Consider the following 16,880-nt stretch of genomic DNA (forward strand, 5'->3'; position numbering starts at 1 on the left):
TTCACTGGCCCGCCTCCTTTTTCTGGCAGTGTTTGCACTGGCTCAAGCCTCTTTGTTCCGCTTCTGATAGAGAGATTTCTGTAACCTGATGATTGACCTGACTGCATTCTTTCTTTGCATGATAAATACTCGATGTATCAGTTTTATACACAATATCCGAAAAAATCCAGCCCTTCTTTTGACAGCTCTTACATTCCTTACAGTTATGGAGCTTATCTTTGCTAAACTCATACACCGGCGAATAAATGGAGATGCAGTACCGGTCGGTATGATAGCGCGCCCCCTTTGCGGTGATATACACCATCGGCTCTTCTTCCGATTCCTCCTCGTCCTCTTCTTTTTTCTGATATTTTTCTCCGTCATAGCGCCGGATATTGCCGATATAGCTTTCAATATAAACCGGCTGGCGAATTTCCGCCTGTTTTAAAAAAGACAGCCGTAAAGGAAAATCATAAAGATAGCGAACATAAAAGCTGGATGCCTTAAAATCATATAAATACCGGCCAAATCCGATACTCAGCCGCTCCGGCTGAAAACCGGAGGTGCCGATTAGCTGCCGGCAAACTTTTTGCTTCAAATAATGATCAAAGAAAACCCGGCTGACATAAACCGTAGCTTCGCTTTTGGCAATCCCCGGCAATTCTTGCGGCAACTTACCGATTTTTTCAGCCATATTACCGGACAACTCAGCCATTTCCCGAAAATCGGCAAGTAAATCCCCGGCAGCCGGCGAATAGAAGTCAATCGGCTTTTGCACCAATTCGCCCGCTTTTTTCTCCATTTTCAAAATATCCTCGGTCTTTAAACTCTGCCGCTGATAGCTATGATGCGCCAAGAGCTCTGACAATTCCAAATGATACAGCAAATACGAATCATAGGCAAAATCCACCGCCGCTTCCGCCGCCGCCCGGCTCAGCCGGTAGTCCATATGCAGATAACTCATCAGGCTGTACAGCACCATCATAGTATAAAACACAATTGGCACCACAATCGCCGCCTCAATCGTCACTGATGCCTTGTATTTCACTAATATCCCCCCTCTGTCCGGACTTCAATCCGGTACTTATCTTCCAGCCATGTGCCAAAGTGCCCCGTTTTTCCAAAGGGCAGAAAAATCGGCTGATAATCGGCAGCAGAATGGAGTTCAAAACGCCGTTCGCAGTCCAGCAGATAAAAGTCCGGTACGGTTTGCTGCTGATTTTGCTGAATCAAATCCAGCGCCCGCAGCCATTTCACATCCGCCGGTACAAAATCCGCCAATAAAAACAAACGCAGATAATCCACATAATTCATGCCGATATAATCCCGCCAGTCTTTTGTCCCGCTTTGTCCTTCCGCTTTCGGCCTGACCGGTTTCAGCTTTTGGTCAATCTTTTGCTTTAACAGCTCTTTCTGCTGTTTGATGGTGTCCTTGCCCAATTTATTAAATTCCGTGCCCAATTCGCTTAATTTTTCTTTAATGGCGGTTTTGCCCTTGTTTTCCGTTTCCCGCAGCACTTTTTCAATTTCTGCCTCTGCCTCCGCAATCGCTTTTTCCGCTGCTTCTACTTTCTTGGTATAGTTTTCTTCTATTTCTTGTCCTGCCTGCTCTATCGGCTGAAAGGCTTTTTCGATAATGGCTTTGGCCTGCGCCGGACTAAGCCCCATTTCAGTCAGCTCCCGCTCGGCCTTTTCCTTACCGGCCGCATAACCCTGTAATTTTTGCCTGACCGCGCTTTCCACACTTTGCCGAATGGAGCGATCCAGCGCCTGAACCTCGGCATTTAATTCTTCCGCTTGCTCGGCTGTCCGGTTTTCTAAGTAATAACTCAAATCGCCGGTCAAACTGCCCGCCAGTGCATTGAGATTATCCTGAAACACTTCCGTTCCCTTTTTCAGCGCTTTTTCAGCCGTTTCCGCCAAAGCCTCCACCACTTCTAAGGCCACTCCGGACAAAGCCCCCTGCAAAGACGTGTACCAAGTGGCAGCCGTTTTAACCAGCGGTACGCGCTTACCGCGAAAGAGCATAAAGATATCCGCCCCGGTTTCCAGCGCCGCCCATAAACCGACAATCACTCCGGTTACAATCAGCGTTCCCGCGCCCAAGCTCCACCAGCCGGCAATCGCTGCCGCCAGCGAGTTCACCGTTGCCATCTTGACCGGATCCGAAATTAGAGCAATCACATTAAACAGAAGGCGGACACCAAATAAAACGGCAATCATCGCCGCCTGATTGGTCGTTTCCGTCCCGCCAAAGAGCAAATATTCCAGTTCTCCCCGCCGGGCGTGGTCGCTCCTGGCATAGCCGGAAATTGCCAATTCATCCTCCGGCTGCAAGGCAAAATGAGAAAATACCATAAAGTAGTATTCATTGACAATAAACTTTTCCGAAAGCTCCCGAAAAGCCTGCTCTGCCTGCTGCAAAAGCCCCTGCGTAATAACAATATCCCTTGTTTTAACCGCAGCCGCCAGCTCCGAGGGCAAGCGATTGGTATTCAGGATTTTTTCCCGATCCAAAAACAGCGCCTCCGCCAGTTGATTTTCCGCCGTCTGTCCAATCGCCTGCTGCTTCTGCTCCAAACTATCGGCATCCTCACCGTTTTCGGTTTCCCGGTAATTTTGATACGACAGCGGAAAATAAAAATATGCAGCCGCCCGGCCGGTTAAGAGCGTTTCCCCAGCCGCTTTCCAGTCCTCCCATGCCGTATCATCCCATTCCCGGTCGGCGCTCTTGGCGCTTTTATAGGCTGCCAGCAGGCTTTGCCCCTTGGCATAAAAGCTTTTTAAATCCTTTAAAATCGCTAAAAAAGCCTCTTTTTCCGCCGCTAGTTTTTCCTGCAAATACTTAAAATTGCCAATCCGGCTGACACTGTTAGCCGGGTCGCACTGCCACAACAGCTGCTCTATTTCATGGCGCAGGCTGTTTTTCACCGTGCCGCTTAAATCAGCCTGCTCCAGTTCCTGTAAAAAGGCTTTCATCGCCGGAACCTGGCTTTCGTAATTATCGGCAATTTCCGCCGCCATTCGCTCCGCGTTGCGGTAGGCATCCGCCAAATCATCATCCGGCTGCAAAAGCTCAGTCAACTCCCGCTTTCTTTCGGCCAGCTCGTTATTTAACTCCATTTGGCGACTGCCCTGCTCCATTGGATCCAGTTCCGGGTCAAGCGGCAGATAATCGTCAATGATTCCCCGACTGTCATCCGCCCAGTTTTCAATCTCTCGGCGCAAATCTTCGGCATTTGTTTGCCGAGCCAGCATTTCCGTCTTTAACCGCTCCGGCAAATCACCGCGGTCGGCGATTTCCGCTTCCTTTTGGGCCTGCATTTCGGAATTGACATTAAAAAAATTGACCCCGCTTCCGCTGATTCTCGCCGCCTGCGTTTTAGCGTCAATGTCCGCCCCGTCCAAATACCGGTACAACTTTTTCAGCTGGCGATCGCTTTCCTTAAAGCTTTTTAAAATCTTATCCTTTTGGGTCAGCCATTCTTCCGCTTTAGCGCTCTTTTGCCAAACTTTCAGCTTTTCCAGCCACGGCTCAAGAGCGATAAACGGCAGCTTATCTTTGGCATAAAGAATGGCTTCGGCCCTGGCTGCCATCAACTGCTGATAGTCCATCTCCACTTTAGTCTTTTTAAGGCTCGTTTCCTGGGCTTCAAAAAATGGAAAATGATAGTACTCCCGCCAATTTTGGCCGCTTAATAAGTCCTGAAAATAAAGGCTGGCCGTTTCCTGATGCCAAAAAGTTTTGGCCGTCCGTTCCAAAGTCAGGTTACTGCCGGCCAGTGCCTCATGATAAAAAAGCAGGCCGTATTCCTCCATAATATCAGCAATATAATCCGCCTTTAAATTATGGAGCGCGACCCGCCCCAAGGTTTCCTGCTTGGCATAAAGATATTGCAGCCGATAAGCCTCCGTCAGCCCCAGGGCAAAGGTAACCAAGCTTAAATAGACAATGCTCATAAAAAAAGTAATACTGCCTCTGCTTTTTTTCATTTTCTTCTCCGTTCCGCATACTGCCTGCTTTTGCTTTGCCTGCCTTCTGCTTTTATCCTATCAAATCCGGTCGCAAAAGTCGTCCGCAAATTGTGGAATTTAGTTAGAGAATGATTAGAAAATGATTTGGGTTTGATTAAAAAATGCCGGTACGAATTGAAGTTTATTCCATCCGCACCGGCATTAAAAAGTTTGAACTATTCTATTTTTTCTGTACTCTCATCAAAAAAGCATTATTCGTTGCCCGCTTCGATTATTGTTTCGCCAAAAAATAAAATTCAAAACCTGCGTCTTGAATTTTATTTTACTAACTCAACTTTTCCATGTTCGACAGAACAGTCTTTTTTAGGCTCGTTGCATGGCAGGAACGAAATGCGATTTGCGAAGCAAATCGCGAGAGTGAGTCCATGCAGACCGCCCGCCCGAGCAGAAACGCAAAGCGTTTCGATCATGGCACCCGCTCTCTGAGCGGGATAGAGCTAAAAAAGACTATAGGAAAGTTGAGTTACAAACCTTTATTTTCTCCCCTTAATATATCTCTTCTTATTAACAAAGGCCTCCATTTCTTCTTCCCTCTTTTTATCAGCCAGTCTTTCTTCGGGGGTTTTGACATGAAGCTTAATGGTTTCCACCGGAATATCGGTTTCTTTAAAGGAATCCATATAGCTTTTTGTTGTCCGCCAAACCAAATAGACAACAAGTGCCGCCGTAACCACCGCCACAATAATATAAAAAGCAATCTGCGTCGGCGTCAGTGCTCGCAGCTCAAACCAGGAAATAGTGGGCTTTGGCTCTTCTTCCGCCGCCGCTGCCGCCGCATTTGCATAAACCATTCCCTTTTGCCCCAAACTCCGCATCAAATCAAAAAAATGCCGCATTTTCCGTCCTCCCGATTCCTATTATCAACTTAAAAAAATCACTGCCGCAAGAACCCACTGCCATTGCAGCGGCTCTGTCCCAACTCAGCTGCATTTCAACCATTCAAGTATAAATATCTGTTTGCCTGAACTATAAACAAAAAACCGCCATGAATAATGTTCTGCATTAATCACAGCGGTTAGCACGGAGAAGGAGGGATTTGAACCCTCGCACCGCGTTAACGATCTACTCCCTTTCCAGGGGAGCCCCTTCAGCCGCTTGGGTACTTCTCCAGATTAAAACGGAGAGGAAGGGATTTGAACCCCCGGCTCCTTTCGGAGTCACTAGTTTTCAAGACTAGCTCCTTAAGCCACTCGGACACCTCTCCATACTTGTTTACAAGCACTAATGTAGGATATCATAAAGCGCCCTGCCTGTCAAGCATTTTTTTACCGCTGCTAACATTCCTATTTCCGTTCGGCCAATATACAAAAGCTACCGGCTTACGCCGTACTATCCTCATTTTTCGTCATTATAGATCCCGTAAGCCCGGCTGACTTCCTGAATAAAAATAATACCATGGCCCGGTTTATCAATCTCCAGATTCTTCCGAATCGACTCGACGATATTTTCCACTGCCTCTTTGACCGACAAAATCAGCACAACCTCTTTTTCCGGTTCAATTTCCATGTTAAACAGTTTCATCGTTTCATTCACGCCCGATCCCCTGGCATTAATAATCGTTCCGCCTCTGGAACCGGCAGCCTTGGCAGCGTCAATTACCTCCTCAGCCTTGCCTCTGTTTACGATCGTCGTAATCAATTGATACATTGTCCTGTCTTCCCTTTCTTGATTCTCTGCTTGCGTCGCCGTCTGGCTGTTTCCTATAATCGCCCGCATCGGTGTGGAAAAAGCAATTCCCTTGTTTGGTTTTTCAAAATGAAAATCCCGGGCCAGCTTAGTCATAACTTCCTCGGCCGTCCGGCTGTCCGTTCCCATCAATACCATTTCTTTTCTTTCATCATACAGCGAAAAAAAGTTCAAAATTGCGTTCTGAACCGTTCCCTTTGCCGGCAGAATCGTACCGCCCTGCAGCCCATAGTCCCTGGCCTTATGCATAAACTTACTGCCCAGTCCGTAACCAACCACCGCATAAATCAATTCAAAACCGGATGTGTGCTCAAAGCCCGCCATACTCATTTCTCCACTTCTTTTGTTTTCATTTTAAATACCAATCCCAAAAGCTGCAAGGTAATAATCGGCATCGTCGCCACCATTGCAATCATCCCGAAACCGTCCGTCAAGAGATCCGCGCCCTCAAAAGACTGGGCCGCTCCCTGAATAAAGGCCAAAATAAAGGTGGCCGTCATCGGGCCGGTCGCCACGCCGCCCGCATCAAAAGCAATACCGACAAACAGCTTGGGTGTCAGAAACATCAGCCCGATGCAAAGGATATAACTGGGCAGCAAATAATGCCATAACTGCACGCCCGGCACCAAAATCCGAATCACCGACAGCGCCACCGCCAGTCCGACACCCACTGCCAGGGAAAACAGCACTGCTTTACGATTGACATAACCGCTGGTCACGTCCTCAATTTGATGGGTCAAAACATACACCGCCGGCTCGGCTAAAATAGTCGCCACCCCCAAAACCAGGCCAATCACAATAATATATCCTTTATTTTCCAGCAAAGCCAGGCGATTGCCGATACTGGCGCCGACGTTCATAAAACCGCCATTGACACCGAGCATAAACACAAAAAGCCCGACAAAGCCAAATAAAAATCCGGTTAAAAGCTTACGCAGCTCTCTTTTGGATAAGCGGAACGATACTTTCTGCAAAAACAGCAAAACAACAAATAAAGGCAAAACCGCCATGATGCTTTCCTGAAAATACGTTCCGATCAATTCACTAAAGGGCTGAATTTGCAGGATATCCGATTCGCCATCGCCGGTAAACTCACCCGACCTGCCAAAAAGGCTGAGCAGCATCACACCCAAAATCGCTCCGGTTGAAGCAATCGCCACCAAGCCAAAACTGTCTTTTTCCGAAGCCTTACTATCCTTTTTTAATTTGGAAATACCAACCGACAGCGATAAAATAAAAGGAACCGCCAAAATACCGGTGGTTGAACCGGAAGAATCAAAAGCAATTGCTAAAAACTCTTTGGATACAAAAAAAGATAAGCCAAAAATAATAAGATATATGACTAACAAAACCTGATACAAGGGAATATTATAAAAAATCCGCAAAAAGCCAAATGCCAGCAATACCGCCAGCCCCACCGATACCACCACCAGCAGGCTCCAGCTCGAAATCTGGCCGCCGGTAACCAGGTTTACCTGATTGGCCAGCACCATTAGTCCCGGCTCGGCAATCGAAATAAAAAAGCCCAAAATCAATCCGGCAATCAAAACAATCCATAGCTTATTCGTCTTTGCCAGCGCCAGACCGGTCAAACTGCCCAGAGGCGTAATTCCAATCTCAACACCAATCAGAAACAGCGCCAAGCCCAAAGTAATCAACACACAGCCGATTAAAAAGCGAACCAGCAAAGTCCCGCCCAGGGGAGTCAGGGTAAAATTAAGAATCAAGACCAGCACAATAATCGGTAAAACCGATGACAGTACCTCTTTTAATTTAGAAACAATCAGATTCAATCCATCCTTCCTTTCCGGCCTCTTAATTTCCCGCTGCTTTTCCCATAAACGCGTTTATCTTTAAACTTCATCCGCTAAAAACCTTTATCCGAGCGGTTAATGTCAAAATCCACATCCGTCATCCCAGCTTCAACCCCGGCACGGCATTCAAATTCAGCCGGGCAAAGTTTCCTTTTAAATATTCATGATAAGCCGCCACTCCAATCATGGCCGCATTATCGGTACAATATATGGGGGACGGCACATGAAAAAAATACCCCCGCTCCTGACACGCTTTTTCCATTCCCGCACGCAACCTAGAATTGGCCGCTACTCCGCCGGCCAAAGCAATTTTCTTTAAGCCGTAACACTCCGCTGCCTGCATGGTTTTCTCAATCACTACATCCGTAACCGCCTTTTGAAAGGAAGCCGCCAAATCCTCCCGACAAACCGTTTCGCCACGCTGCTCCGCCCGGTGCAGATAATTAATCACCGCCGATTTAACGCCGCTGAAGCTGAAGTCATAACTGCCTTCGATATGCGCCTTAGGAAAAACGATAGCATCTTCATTCCCCTGTTTGGCCGCCTGATCAATTTTCGGTCCGCCCGGATAGCCCAGTCCCACTTGCCGGGCAATTTTATCAAAGGCCTCACCGATGGCATCATCTCTGGTTCTGCCTAAAATCGTGTACTTACCGTAATCTTCGGTTTTAACCAAATGCGTATGTCCGCCCGAAACAATCAGGCACAAAAACGGCGGTTCCAGCCTTGGTTCTTCAATATAATTGGCGGCAATATGTCCGCTGATATGATGCACCGGCACCAGCGGCAGATTCAGGGCATAAGCCAAAGCTTTGGCCTCGGCCACACCGACCAGCAGCGCTCCTACCAGCCCCGGACCATAAGTAACGGCAATGGCCGACAAATCTTCAAATCCGCAATCGGCCTGCGCCATTGCTTCACTGATTACCTGATCAATTTTCTCAATATGCATCCGGGAAGCCAGTTCCGGCACCACGCCGCCAAACCGCTGATGGGAAGCAATCTGAGAAGAAATAATATTAGAAAGGATTTCCCGACCGTTTGCCACCACTGCCGCCGAGGTTTCGTCGCAGGAGGTTTCAATCGCCAAAATCCTTATTTTTTCTTGTTCCATAACAACCTTTCTGCAATTTTCTTTTTATTCCGTCACCAAAAACTCTTCACCCTTGGCCCAACCGGCAATTTTCCATTGCTTTTGATCATCCTCGTACAAAAGATAATCAATATAATAATTATTGCCTCTGACATTGGTATAAAATACCACGCTCACTCTGACTGTCTGCCGGGCAATTCCGTCATATTTTACCTTTTCCATATTGTAAGGCGCCAAGGCTTTAAAATCAACAACCTTTATTTTCTGATTCTTCTGCCGCTCCGTTTCCATCCACACCTTCAGTTGCTGGTCTGTTTCTTCGTTTCTTTCCAGCAATTCCGGTGAAAACTGACTGCGCTGCAGCTTAACCAGTTCATCCAGTTCTTTTCTTTTCAGCTCTTTGCTGTAAGTCAGCTTTAAAATCAGCGAATTGAGTGCTATCACCTGATCCGGTGATTTGGCTGCCAGCTTTAAAATCCTTTGTCTTTCCTCGATATTTTTATTATCGAGTAACTCTATGACCTTGGCCTCATTCAGAACATTTGTTTCCGCAGCCGGTTTTGACTCCTGCTTTTTTTCCTGAAAAGCATAAATTCCGTACAAAGCTCCCCCCAGTGCTGCTATCAACAAAATCACAACCATCCATTTCTTCATGACGAAATCACCTCAAACATTAATTATCATTTCTATCTAAACACCCTGCTTTGCCTGCGGAAACACCATCGGTTTCCGCTTTTCCCTAAAACTAAACTCCTATTTTGTCCGTCAATGCAAGAAATATCAGTCTATTCAAAAGTTAAAGTCATTGTTTCCCGATCCCTGGGAATGACTGTATTTTTAAAGATTGCTTTTGCCACCGGCAGCTGCTCTTTCGGGTAAATCAGCGACGGGCTGAAATGCGTCAGCCACAGCTTTTTCACTCCGGCCTTTTTGGCCAAAGTCGCCGCCTCTTCAAAAGTCATATGCTTATAGGCAACCGCATTCGTATTTTCCAGCTTGTCCGCATACATTCCTTCGCAAATAAATAAATCGGAGCCCTTCGCTTCTTCCTCAATCGACAAAGTCGGCCGGGTGTCAGTGCAATACGTCACATGCAGCCCTTTTCGCTCCTCACCCAAAACCATATCCGGCGTAAACCGCCGTCCTTCCCATTCGATCGTATCACCTTTTTGCAGCTTTGACCAGAAACGAATCGGAATATCCAGCGCTTTGGCATTCTCGGCGTTAAATCTCCCCTGCCGGTCAATATGCAGGGCATAGCCGTAGCAATTGACCCGATGATTGACATGAAATGCCCGGATCCGATAGCCTTTCCGGCTAATTTCTTCCCGGTCTTCCTTAACCTCATGAAATTGAATGGCAAAAGGCAGCTGCGGCACAATAACCCGCAGCGCATTCACCACTTTTTCCAACCCCTTTGGTCCAATCATCAACAGCGGTTCGGTTCGCTCTGAATTGGCCATAGCCAGGAGCAGGCCGGGCAGGCCGCTGATGTGGTCGGCATGAAAGTGCGTAATACAGATTATATCAATCTGTTTATAGCCCCAGCCCTGCTCCTTTAATGTGATTTGCGTTCCTTCCCCGCAGTCAATTAAAAGATTGCTGCCGTTATGTCTGGCAATCAGCGAAGTCAGCCACCGATAAGGCAATGGCATCATTCCGCCGGTTCCCAGCAAACAAATATCTAACATTCGGTTCCTCTTTCTATTTTAACATCTCTTTTACCTGGCGAACTGCGTTTTCCGGCGTAAAGCCAAACTCCCGAAAAGCAATCTCAGCCGGACCGGAAGCACCGAAGCCTTCCATAGCAATCATTCGGCCGGAGAAGCCCAGATACTTGTGCCAGCCAAAGCTGCTGCCCGCTTCCATCGCCAACCGTACCGTCACCTCCGGCGGCATGACCTTGGCCTTATATTCTGCCGGCTGTTTTTCAAAGAGTTCAAAGCTGGGCATACTGATAACTCTGGCCGCAATGCCGTCCGCCTTTAACATCGCCTGTGCTTTCATCATCGGCTCTACTTCTGAACCGCTGGCCATCAGTAATACATCCGGCACGGCTTTTTCGCAGTCCGACAAAATATAGGCACCCTTTAAGGCTTCTTTCCCACTGCCGGCATAATTCGGCAAGTTTTGCCGGGTCAAAACCAACGCAACCGGTGTTTGCTGCGAATGCATAGCCGCATACCAACCGGCCGCCGTTTCCTTCGCATCCGCCGGACGGAAAGTAATAACATTCGGCATGCTGCGCAGCGATGCCAACTGCTCTACCGGCTGATGCGTCGGGCCGTCTTCGCCGACACCGATGCTGTCATGCGTTAAAACATAAACCGGTGCAATATTCATCAGCGCCGCCAGCCGAATCATCGGCTTCATATAATCGCTGAACACAAAGAAGGTCGCTCCATAGGCCTTAAAGCCACCGTGCAGCTCCAAGCCGTTCAAAATACCGGCCATCGCCAGTTCGCGCACACCAAAATGCAGATTCCGGCCGGTATAATCCTGCTTACCGAAATCCCCTTGGCCTTTCATATACGTTTTGGTTGACGGCGCCAAATCTGCCGAGCCGCCAAATAAAACCGGCGTTTTGGCGGCAATCCGCTGAATCACTTCACCGGACAGATTCCGGGTGGCATTCGGCTTATCGGCAAAACTCCAAAAATCCGGTTCGTCCATAAAAGCCAAATTCAGTTTGCCGGACAGTCGCTTTGACAGTTCTTCAGCCAACTCCGGATACGCCTTTTCATAAGCAGCCCAAGCCGCGTTCCATTCCGCTTCTGCCTGCTCCCCTTTTTGCAGAACTTCTTTGGCATAGGCATAAACATCCGCATCCACAAAAAAGTCTTTCTCTGCCGGCAAGCCTAAGTTTTCTTTCATTGCTCTGACATTATCTGCCCCCAGCGGCGCACCATGCGACTCTTCACTGCCCTGCAAAGCCGGACAGCCATAGCCGATCATGGTATGCGTTACAATCAAACTAGGTCTGGTCAAATCTGCCTTCGCCTCAGCAATTGCTTTTTCAATCGCCGTCACATCATTGCCGTCGGCCACGTCAAGCACCTGCCAATGATAAGCAGCAAAGCGCTCGGCCACATCTTCAGTAAAAGCAATCTCGGTGCTGCCTTCAATTGTAATCCGATTGGAATCATACACCACAATCAGTTTTCCCAATCCCAGACTTCCGGCTAAAGAAGCCGCTTCCGAGCTGATGCCTTCCATCAGACAGCCGTCACCGCACAGGGCATAGGTATAATGATCAACCGGCTTATATTCTTCCCGGTTATACTTGGCCGCTAAATGCGCTTCGCCCATTGCCATCCCAACCGCCATTGCAAAGCCCGCACCCAATGGGCCGGTCGTGGCTTCCACCCCGGTAGTGTGGCCATATTCGGGATGTCCCGGTGTCAGCGATCCCCATTGCCGGAACGCCTGCAAGTCTTCCAGCTTCAAACCGTAGTCAAAGACATGCAGCAAAGAATAAAGCAATGCCGAACCATGACCGGCCGATAAAATAAAACGATCCCGGTTATACCACCCGGCATGATGCGGGTTATGCTTCATCGCTTTGGCCCACAGCGTAAACGCAGCCGGCGCTGCACCCAGCGGAAGTCCGGGATGTCCGGAATTGGCTTTTTGTACCGTATCTGCGGATAAGCCGCGCAAGGTATTGATTACTTTTTGTTCAATATTCATTGGGTTTCCTCCTTTTTTATTTCCGCCCACATGATTAAAGCATCTTCCGCCGGCTTTCGATAATAATCCTTACGCATACCGGCAATTTGAAAACCATTTTTTTGATACACGGCAATCGCCGCCGCATTACTTTTTCTGACCTCCAAAGTCATAGCTGTTATGCCCATTTGTCCGGCCTTTTCTTTTAAAAAAGCAACCAATTTTTGTCCCCGTCCCTGCCCCCGGGCTGACTGGCTGAACGCAATATTGGTAATGTTTCCATCGGTCAGGATTTTCCAAAATCCGGCATAACCCATCGGCTCGTTATCTTCTGTCCAGACATAATAAAAGGTATCAGGGTTATTCAACTCATTTTCAAAGGCAGCCGCACTCCACGGCAAAGAAAAACTTCCTTTTTCGATCCTCAGCACGGCTTCTATGTCGGATAAACACATTTCTCTGATTTCTTCCATTTTACTCGCCTTTATTCACCGCATTCTCTTTCCGCCTGCGTCTTTTTCAAATAGACCGGTACAAGCTGGCTGCCGGCAATACCATCTCCGGCCCGCAGCTTTTGTTCGCCCAAAAGAGCAATACTGGCTGCTGACAACTGATGCCGCCGTCTGTCCGGAATAAAAAGAGACTGCGGCTCCAACTGCGTTTTCAATTCCTGTTCAAACTGAAAAAAACCGTCCCCTGCGACTGCAACTGCCTGACCCGATGCCTGCACCTCTTTGATTCGGGCAATCACTTCCGTAAGCAGCAAAACCTGCGGCGCTTCCCTCTCGGTCAGCCGTCCCGCTTCGGCCTGATACTGCGCATAATACAGTTCCTGACTTCTGGCAAACAACAGCGTAAAAATCCGTCCCTGAAAATCAGCCAGATTATTGGCCAGTCCTTCTAAGGCTGATACCGGCACAACCGGTTTTCCCGAGGGCAAAGCCAAACCCTTGGCCGTAGCAATCCCAATTCGCAAGCCGGTATAAGAGCCGGGGCCTGCCGAAACCGCAATCGCGTCAATCTCTGCCAGCGTAAGGCCTCCCAAGGTCAGCATACTGTCCAGCAAAGGCAAAAAAGTTTGAGAATGTGTCAGCCCTACATTTAATGTAAATTCTGCTGCTATTTTCCCATCCTCGGCAATCGCCAGACTTGCCGCCTGACCGGAGCTTTCCAAACCCAATATTTTCATTTTCTTATCCTTTACTGCTCATTCATTCCGCTGCCGGCCTGTTTTTCAACCGGTGGAAACATTATCTTTTCTGCTTAAACTGTCAAATGTTTTCTTTTCCCAGTATAACATATTCTTTCAAATTTATCCAGCCTAATCTTGCTTAACGCCCACACTCATAATTCGCTGAAAGCAAATGATAGGTGCAACTTGCCTGAACTATAATTACAGCGGATATTTCCTAAAACAATTCCTTGGCTAAGCTTTTGCATATTTCCGCCATTCTCAGCATATCTTCTTCTGGGCACATTTCACTTAGATCATATTCCAGCGGATGCATGCCAAAATCTGCCAATCCGTTTTTAATGATATCCTCTTCTTCGGGCGTACTAACAAGACGAATAATCACTGGTTTCAAATCATCTCCCAGCAATTCATTTAAATCAACACTTCCGCTTTTTCTGCATTCCAGCAAAATCGCTGCCAAATCGGTAATGATATCGATTGGATAATAAAGTTCAGCATAATATTCCTCATTCTCCTTATTTTTCAAAGTTACTGTAATGGGATTATCATGCCGCCTGAAATTACCGTTTAACTTATGTAAGCCTAAATCCGAAAATATTTCTGCCAAAGAGATTGTTTCCTGCCGTTTATCCATAAGATATGCCGCCAACGTCAGACTGTCGTCACTATCGCCAATATAATTATTCCAGTACTTATTTTCAATATACATCGGTATGGTTTCCTTTCTATTCTTTTGTCAAATTTTCTTATCCCTATGCCGGTGTCCCCCAAGTCCCATCCTAACTTTCACCCTGCCATTCGCACATAAATTCTTTAAGGAAATCTTTCATAAAAGCTTCTCTTTCTGCGGCCAACCGCTTGCCGCTATTTGTGTTCATCAGTTCTTTCAGTTGAAACAGCTTTTCATAAAAATGATTAATCGTAGTCGAATTTGATTTACGATATTCTTCCTTACTCATATTGAAATTGGGAGAAATCCCCGGATCATGCATTACCCGATGATGATTTCCTCCAAAAGCAAATGCTCTGGCAATACCGATTGCCCCAAGGGCATCCAGACGATCTGCATCCTGAACACATTTTCCTTCAATCGTACTTGGAAATATTGATTGGCCGGCAAATGAAATTTCATCAATAATTATACAAACCCTATTTATCATTTTATCCTCAAGGCTCACTTGATGCATAAAGCGGACTGCATTCTCCTTTTTTTCATGGGTATTCGGCGACAGCTTAATATCATCAACATCATGCAGCAAAGCTGCCAGTTGTACAACAAAGATATCTGCCTGTTCTTCTGCCGCCAATCTTTTCGCCATCTTTAGTACCCGCATCGTATGCCAATAATCATGCCCGCTGAACTCCTTGGAAAATAACTCTCTCACATATTCTTTTGCTCTGCTGATAATTTCATGTTCCAACATATTCTCACCCCGCTAAATATAGCCTTTCTTAAATTTGAGGCTCCACCTGTTTTTATCCTAAATTGGTGAGGTACCCTCCCAAACAGAAGAGAAAAGAGGACTCCCTTATAATCGAATGATTAATTGCATTACTATCGGCGGATCCACCCGGTTTTGATTTTGGGGATAATCCGTATAAATCAGCAGCGGCTGCTTACTGATGTATTCTCTTAATTTTTGATGAAGTGCCGGCATCTTTGAGATAATCTCTTGTTCTGTTTTCCATTCTATATATCGTCTTAAAAAGAACCCATTTAAACAATCTCCGGCAATTTTTTCCAATCCTTCCACTGCCAAGAATTGGGAATCATCATAATCCGATTTAGGAAATGTCCAGGCTGCATATTCGCATGCATCTTGATACAGGGTATCGGAAATTATTTTTTTTGAACCGACATCACTTTTTGAAGTCAGTAAATGAAATCGTATCTCCGGGTAATCAATTAACACAATTTCAATTTCTTTGTCATCCTCCTCGGATTCCGGCTCTATAAAAATATAACTTTTTTCTCCATATTTTGCGTCTAAATATGCTGATATACTCTCATCGTCTAGGTCCCCCCATTCCGCAATCTTAAGTTTTTCGGAATCCGAAAAAACAACCGCCGGCTCATTAAAAGCTACACTAACCACCGTATCATCTACAATTTGTGCATAGTTGTCCCGCATATCCCTGCAAAATTCCTCAAACTTAGCGGTCAGAGCAACGATATCCTCTTCATTCCTGATATCCCACTCTATTCTCATCGTTCCCGTTTCATAGTTTATTTTTTCCATTTCATCCGCCGTAAAATGCTTTGGCGCTACCAAATTTCCTACTTTTTCCATCCTGTTATCGGTAAACTTATACTGCGGTACCGGCACCACAGAGCCGGGGCCTATTTTTTCGGTCACGGTATATTTAATATCCGGATATCTCTGCAAGCTTATTTCCCAATTTTTGGAATCCATTTGTTTGACCTCAACTTCCCCCTCCCCATAACTCTTTTCCAGCCGTTTCTTAATACTTTCGGTGGTCAGCGGTTCTCCGTCGATCAAATGGCAGCCCGAACAAAAAATAATGATCAGAAAGCATACGATCAAAAACTTATAAAAAAGCTCCATTTTTTCTCCCTTCTGTTTTTACTATCTATTTCTTCCGTCTTTTTTGATAGCTATGCCCATAGTCACCGGCATAATAAGCCGCTTTTCGCTCCGGTACTCGGCACGAAGATTATATCACAAATATACTTTATGTTCAATTTGTACCAGTTCAGGCAAGCAGATATACATGCTTGATGGGCCGCGATTCGCTGAAGGCGAATTATGAGCACGACTTGCCTGAACTTTAATTTTAACCGTTTTCGCTATATTTATTTATAACCATTTCCTAATTGCATTCCCCATAAATTTCTGATATGATGAGAAAATGTAAGTATCAAAAGTATGAAACTCCAAGCCGGCTGACCGGCAAAAGAATTTCTCCTCTTTTGATCTGCTCAAAACAAAAAAACGCCGCTTTTTAAAGAAATATAAGCAGGCGGAAAAGCTGTTGCTTTGAGGTGCTTATGAACATTATTTGTATTTCACCGCTGAAAAAACTGGACAGCCCCTATGCTGAGGCAGTTAGGGAATATGAAAAAAGGTTGGGCCGCTACTGCAAGATCAAACTTTTTTCGACCAAATCCGCTCCGCCGTGGTCACCGGCGGCCGAGATTCTGACCATTACCAGCGGCCTTGCCGGCGCACCGATGCTCTCGTCCGAAGAGTTTGCCGCCCGGCTTGCACAGTATGGGCTTAACGGCCAAACGCGGCTTCATTTTATCTTAGCGGATGGCCCGGCCGTTTCAGAAAACTGTCTTTCCCTCAGCCACGCCCAGCTATCGCAGCCGCTTTTAACCGTGCTTTTATATGAACAAATTTACCGAGCTTTCCGCATCATTCACCGGCACAGCTATCATAAATAA

The 16,880-nt window shown here is 46.6% G+C and carries 15 protein-coding genes and 2 tRNA genes; 1 reads left to right on the top strand and 16 read right to left on the bottom strand.

Annotation, left to right across the window (positions count from 1 at the left end):
- Nucleotide 1: 1 nt before the first annotated feature.
- From C3V36_11825 to C3V36_11900, 16 genes are all read right to left on the bottom strand, one after another.
- Nucleotides 2–1,027, bottom strand: a complete 1,026-nt coding sequence (locus C3V36_11825) for a hypothetical protein (protein ID AVM69869.1) — start codon at nt 1,025–1,027, stop codon at nt 2–4.
- A complete protein-coding gene (locus C3V36_11830) occupies nt 1,027–3,972 on the bottom strand; it encodes a hypothetical protein (protein AVM69870.1) in 2,946 nt (981 codons plus the stop codon). Before C3V36_11830 ends, C3V36_11825 begins: the two co-directional genes overlap by 1 nt.
- Nucleotides 3,973–4,487: 515 nt before the next feature.
- A complete protein-coding gene (locus tag C3V36_11835; GenBank protein ID AVM69871.1) occupies nt 4,488–4,850 on the bottom strand; it encodes a hypothetical protein in 363 nt (120 codons plus the stop codon).
- 185 nt (nt 4,851–5,035) lie between these two features.
- Nucleotides 5,036–5,123, bottom strand: a tRNA-Ser gene (locus tag C3V36_11840).
- Nucleotides 5,124–5,132: 9 nt separating this feature from the next.
- Nucleotides 5,133–5,218: transfer RNA gene (locus C3V36_11845), tRNA-Ser, on the bottom strand.
- 131 nt (nt 5,219–5,349) lie between these two features.
- Nucleotides 5,350–6,024 (bottom strand): transcriptional regulator, encoded by a 675-nt coding sequence (locus C3V36_11850; GenBank protein AVM69872.1) that lies wholly within the window; start codon nt 6,022–6,024, stop codon nt 5,350–5,352.
- Between the two features lie 2 nt (nt 6,025–6,026).
- A complete protein-coding gene (locus C3V36_11855; GenBank protein AVM69873.1) occupies nt 6,027–7,493 on the bottom strand; it encodes a DUF1538 domain-containing protein in 1,467 nt (488 codons plus the stop codon).
- A gap of 118 nt (nt 7,494–7,611) precedes the next feature.
- A complete protein-coding gene (gene tsaD, locus C3V36_11860; protein AVM69874.1) occupies nt 7,612–8,628 on the bottom strand; it encodes a tRNA (adenosine(37)-N6)-threonylcarbamoyltransferase complex transferase subunit TsaD in 1,017 nt (338 codons plus the stop codon).
- A 24-nt stretch (nt 8,629–8,652) separates the two neighbouring features.
- Nucleotides 8,653–9,261, bottom strand: coding sequence for a hypothetical protein (locus C3V36_11865; protein ID AVM69875.1), 609 nt, complete (start codon nt 9,259–9,261; stop codon nt 8,653–8,655).
- A gap of 131 nt (nt 9,262–9,392) precedes the next feature.
- The gene (locus C3V36_11870) at nt 9,393–10,298 is read right to left on the bottom strand and encodes a ribonuclease Z (protein AVM69876.1); all 906 of its coding nucleotides are present in this window, start codon (nt 10,296–10,298) and stop codon (nt 9,393–9,395) included.
- 13 nt (nt 10,299–10,311) lie between these two features.
- Entirely contained in the window at nt 10,312–12,297 is a 1,986-nt protein-coding gene (gene tkt, locus C3V36_11875) for a transketolase (GenBank protein ID AVM69877.1), read from the bottom strand.
- Nucleotides 12,294–12,749: a ribosomal-protein-alanine N-acetyltransferase gene (gene rimI / locus C3V36_11880; GenBank protein AVM69878.1), complete on the bottom strand. Its 456-nt coding sequence runs from the start codon at nt 12,747–12,749 to the stop codon at nt 12,294–12,296. The genes tkt and rimI overlap by 4 nt, the downstream gene beginning before the upstream one ends.
- An 11-nt stretch (nt 12,750–12,760) precedes the next feature.
- Nucleotides 12,761–13,465: a tRNA (adenosine(37)-N6)-threonylcarbamoyltransferase complex dimerization subunit type 1 TsaB gene (tsaB, locus tag C3V36_11885; GenBank protein AVM69879.1), complete on the bottom strand. Its 705-nt coding sequence runs from the start codon at nt 13,463–13,465 to the stop codon at nt 12,761–12,763.
- Between the two features lie 220 nt (nt 13,466–13,685).
- On the bottom strand, nt 13,686–14,180 hold the full coding sequence (locus C3V36_11890; GenBank protein ID AVM69880.1) for a hypothetical protein: 495 nt from the start codon (nt 14,178–14,180) through the stop codon (nt 13,686–13,688).
- 70 nt (nt 14,181–14,250) lie between these two features.
- Nucleotides 14,251–14,895: a phosphohydrolase gene (locus C3V36_11895; GenBank protein ID AVM69881.1), complete on the bottom strand. Its 645-nt coding sequence runs from the start codon at nt 14,893–14,895 to the stop codon at nt 14,251–14,253.
- Between the two features lie 105 nt (nt 14,896–15,000).
- Nucleotides 15,001–16,038, bottom strand: a complete 1,038-nt coding sequence (locus C3V36_11900) for a hypothetical protein (protein AVM69882.1) — start codon at nt 16,036–16,038, stop codon at nt 15,001–15,003.
- 443 nt (nt 16,039–16,481) lie between these two features.
- Here C3V36_11900 and C3V36_11905 point away from each other — a divergent pair, with 443 nt between their 5' ends.
- Nucleotides 16,482–16,880 carry a hypothetical protein gene (locus C3V36_11905; protein AVM69883.1) on the top strand — a complete coding sequence of 133 codons (399 nt, stop codon included), beginning with the start codon at nt 16,482–16,484 and terminating at the stop codon, nt 16,878–16,880.

It is taken from the genome of Lachnospiraceae bacterium oral taxon 500 (assembly GCA_002999035.1).
Lineage (GTDB): Bacteria > Bacillota > Clostridia > Lachnospirales > Vallitaleaceae > W11650.

Bases quoted from the DNA above. Each gene is read 5' to 3' on its own strand.
- C3V36_11830 (AVM69870.1), bottom strand. From the start codon at position 3,972: ATGAAAAAAAGCAGAGGCAGTATTACTTTTTTTATGAGCATTGTCTAT.
- C3V36_11835 (AVM69871.1), bottom strand. From the start codon at position 4,850: ATGCGGCATTTTTTTGATTTGATGCGGAGTTTGGGGCAAAAGGGAATG.
- C3V36_11850 (AVM69872.1), bottom strand. From the start codon at position 6,024: ATGGCGGGCTTTGAGCACACATCCGGTTTTGAATTGATTTATGCGGTG.
- tsaD (AVM69874.1), bottom strand. From the start codon at position 8,628: ATGGAACAAGAAAAAATAAGGATTTTGGCGATTGAAACCTCCTGCGAC.
- C3V36_11865 (AVM69875.1), bottom strand. From the start codon at position 9,261: ATGAAGAAATGGATGGTTGTGATTTTGTTGATAGCAGCACTGGGGGGA.
- C3V36_11870 (AVM69876.1), bottom strand. From the start codon at position 10,298: ATGTTAGATATTTGTTTGCTGGGAACCGGCGGAATGATGCCATTGCCT.
- tkt (AVM69877.1), bottom strand. From the start codon at position 12,297: ATGAATATTGAACAAAAAGTAATCAATACCTTGCGCGGCTTATCCGCA.
- rimI (AVM69878.1), bottom strand. From the start codon at position 12,749: ATGGAAGAAATCAGAGAAATGTGTTTATCCGACATAGAAGCCGTGCTG.
- tsaB (AVM69879.1), bottom strand. From the start codon at position 13,465: ATGAAAATATTGGGTTTGGAAAGCTCCGGTCAGGCGGCAAGTCTGGCG.
- C3V36_11890 (AVM69880.1), bottom strand. From the start codon at position 14,180: ATGTATATTGAAAATAAGTACTGGAATAATTATATTGGCGATAGTGAC.
- C3V36_11895 (AVM69881.1), bottom strand. From the start codon at position 14,895: ATGTTGGAACATGAAATTATCAGCAGAGCAAAAGAATATGTGAGAGAG.
- C3V36_11900 (AVM69882.1), bottom strand. From the start codon at position 16,038: ATGGAGCTTTTTTATAAGTTTTTGATCGTATGCTTTCTGATCATTATT.
- C3V36_11905 (AVM69883.1), top strand. From the start codon at position 16,482: ATGAACATTATTTGTATTTCACCGCTGAAAAAACTGGACAGCCCCTAT.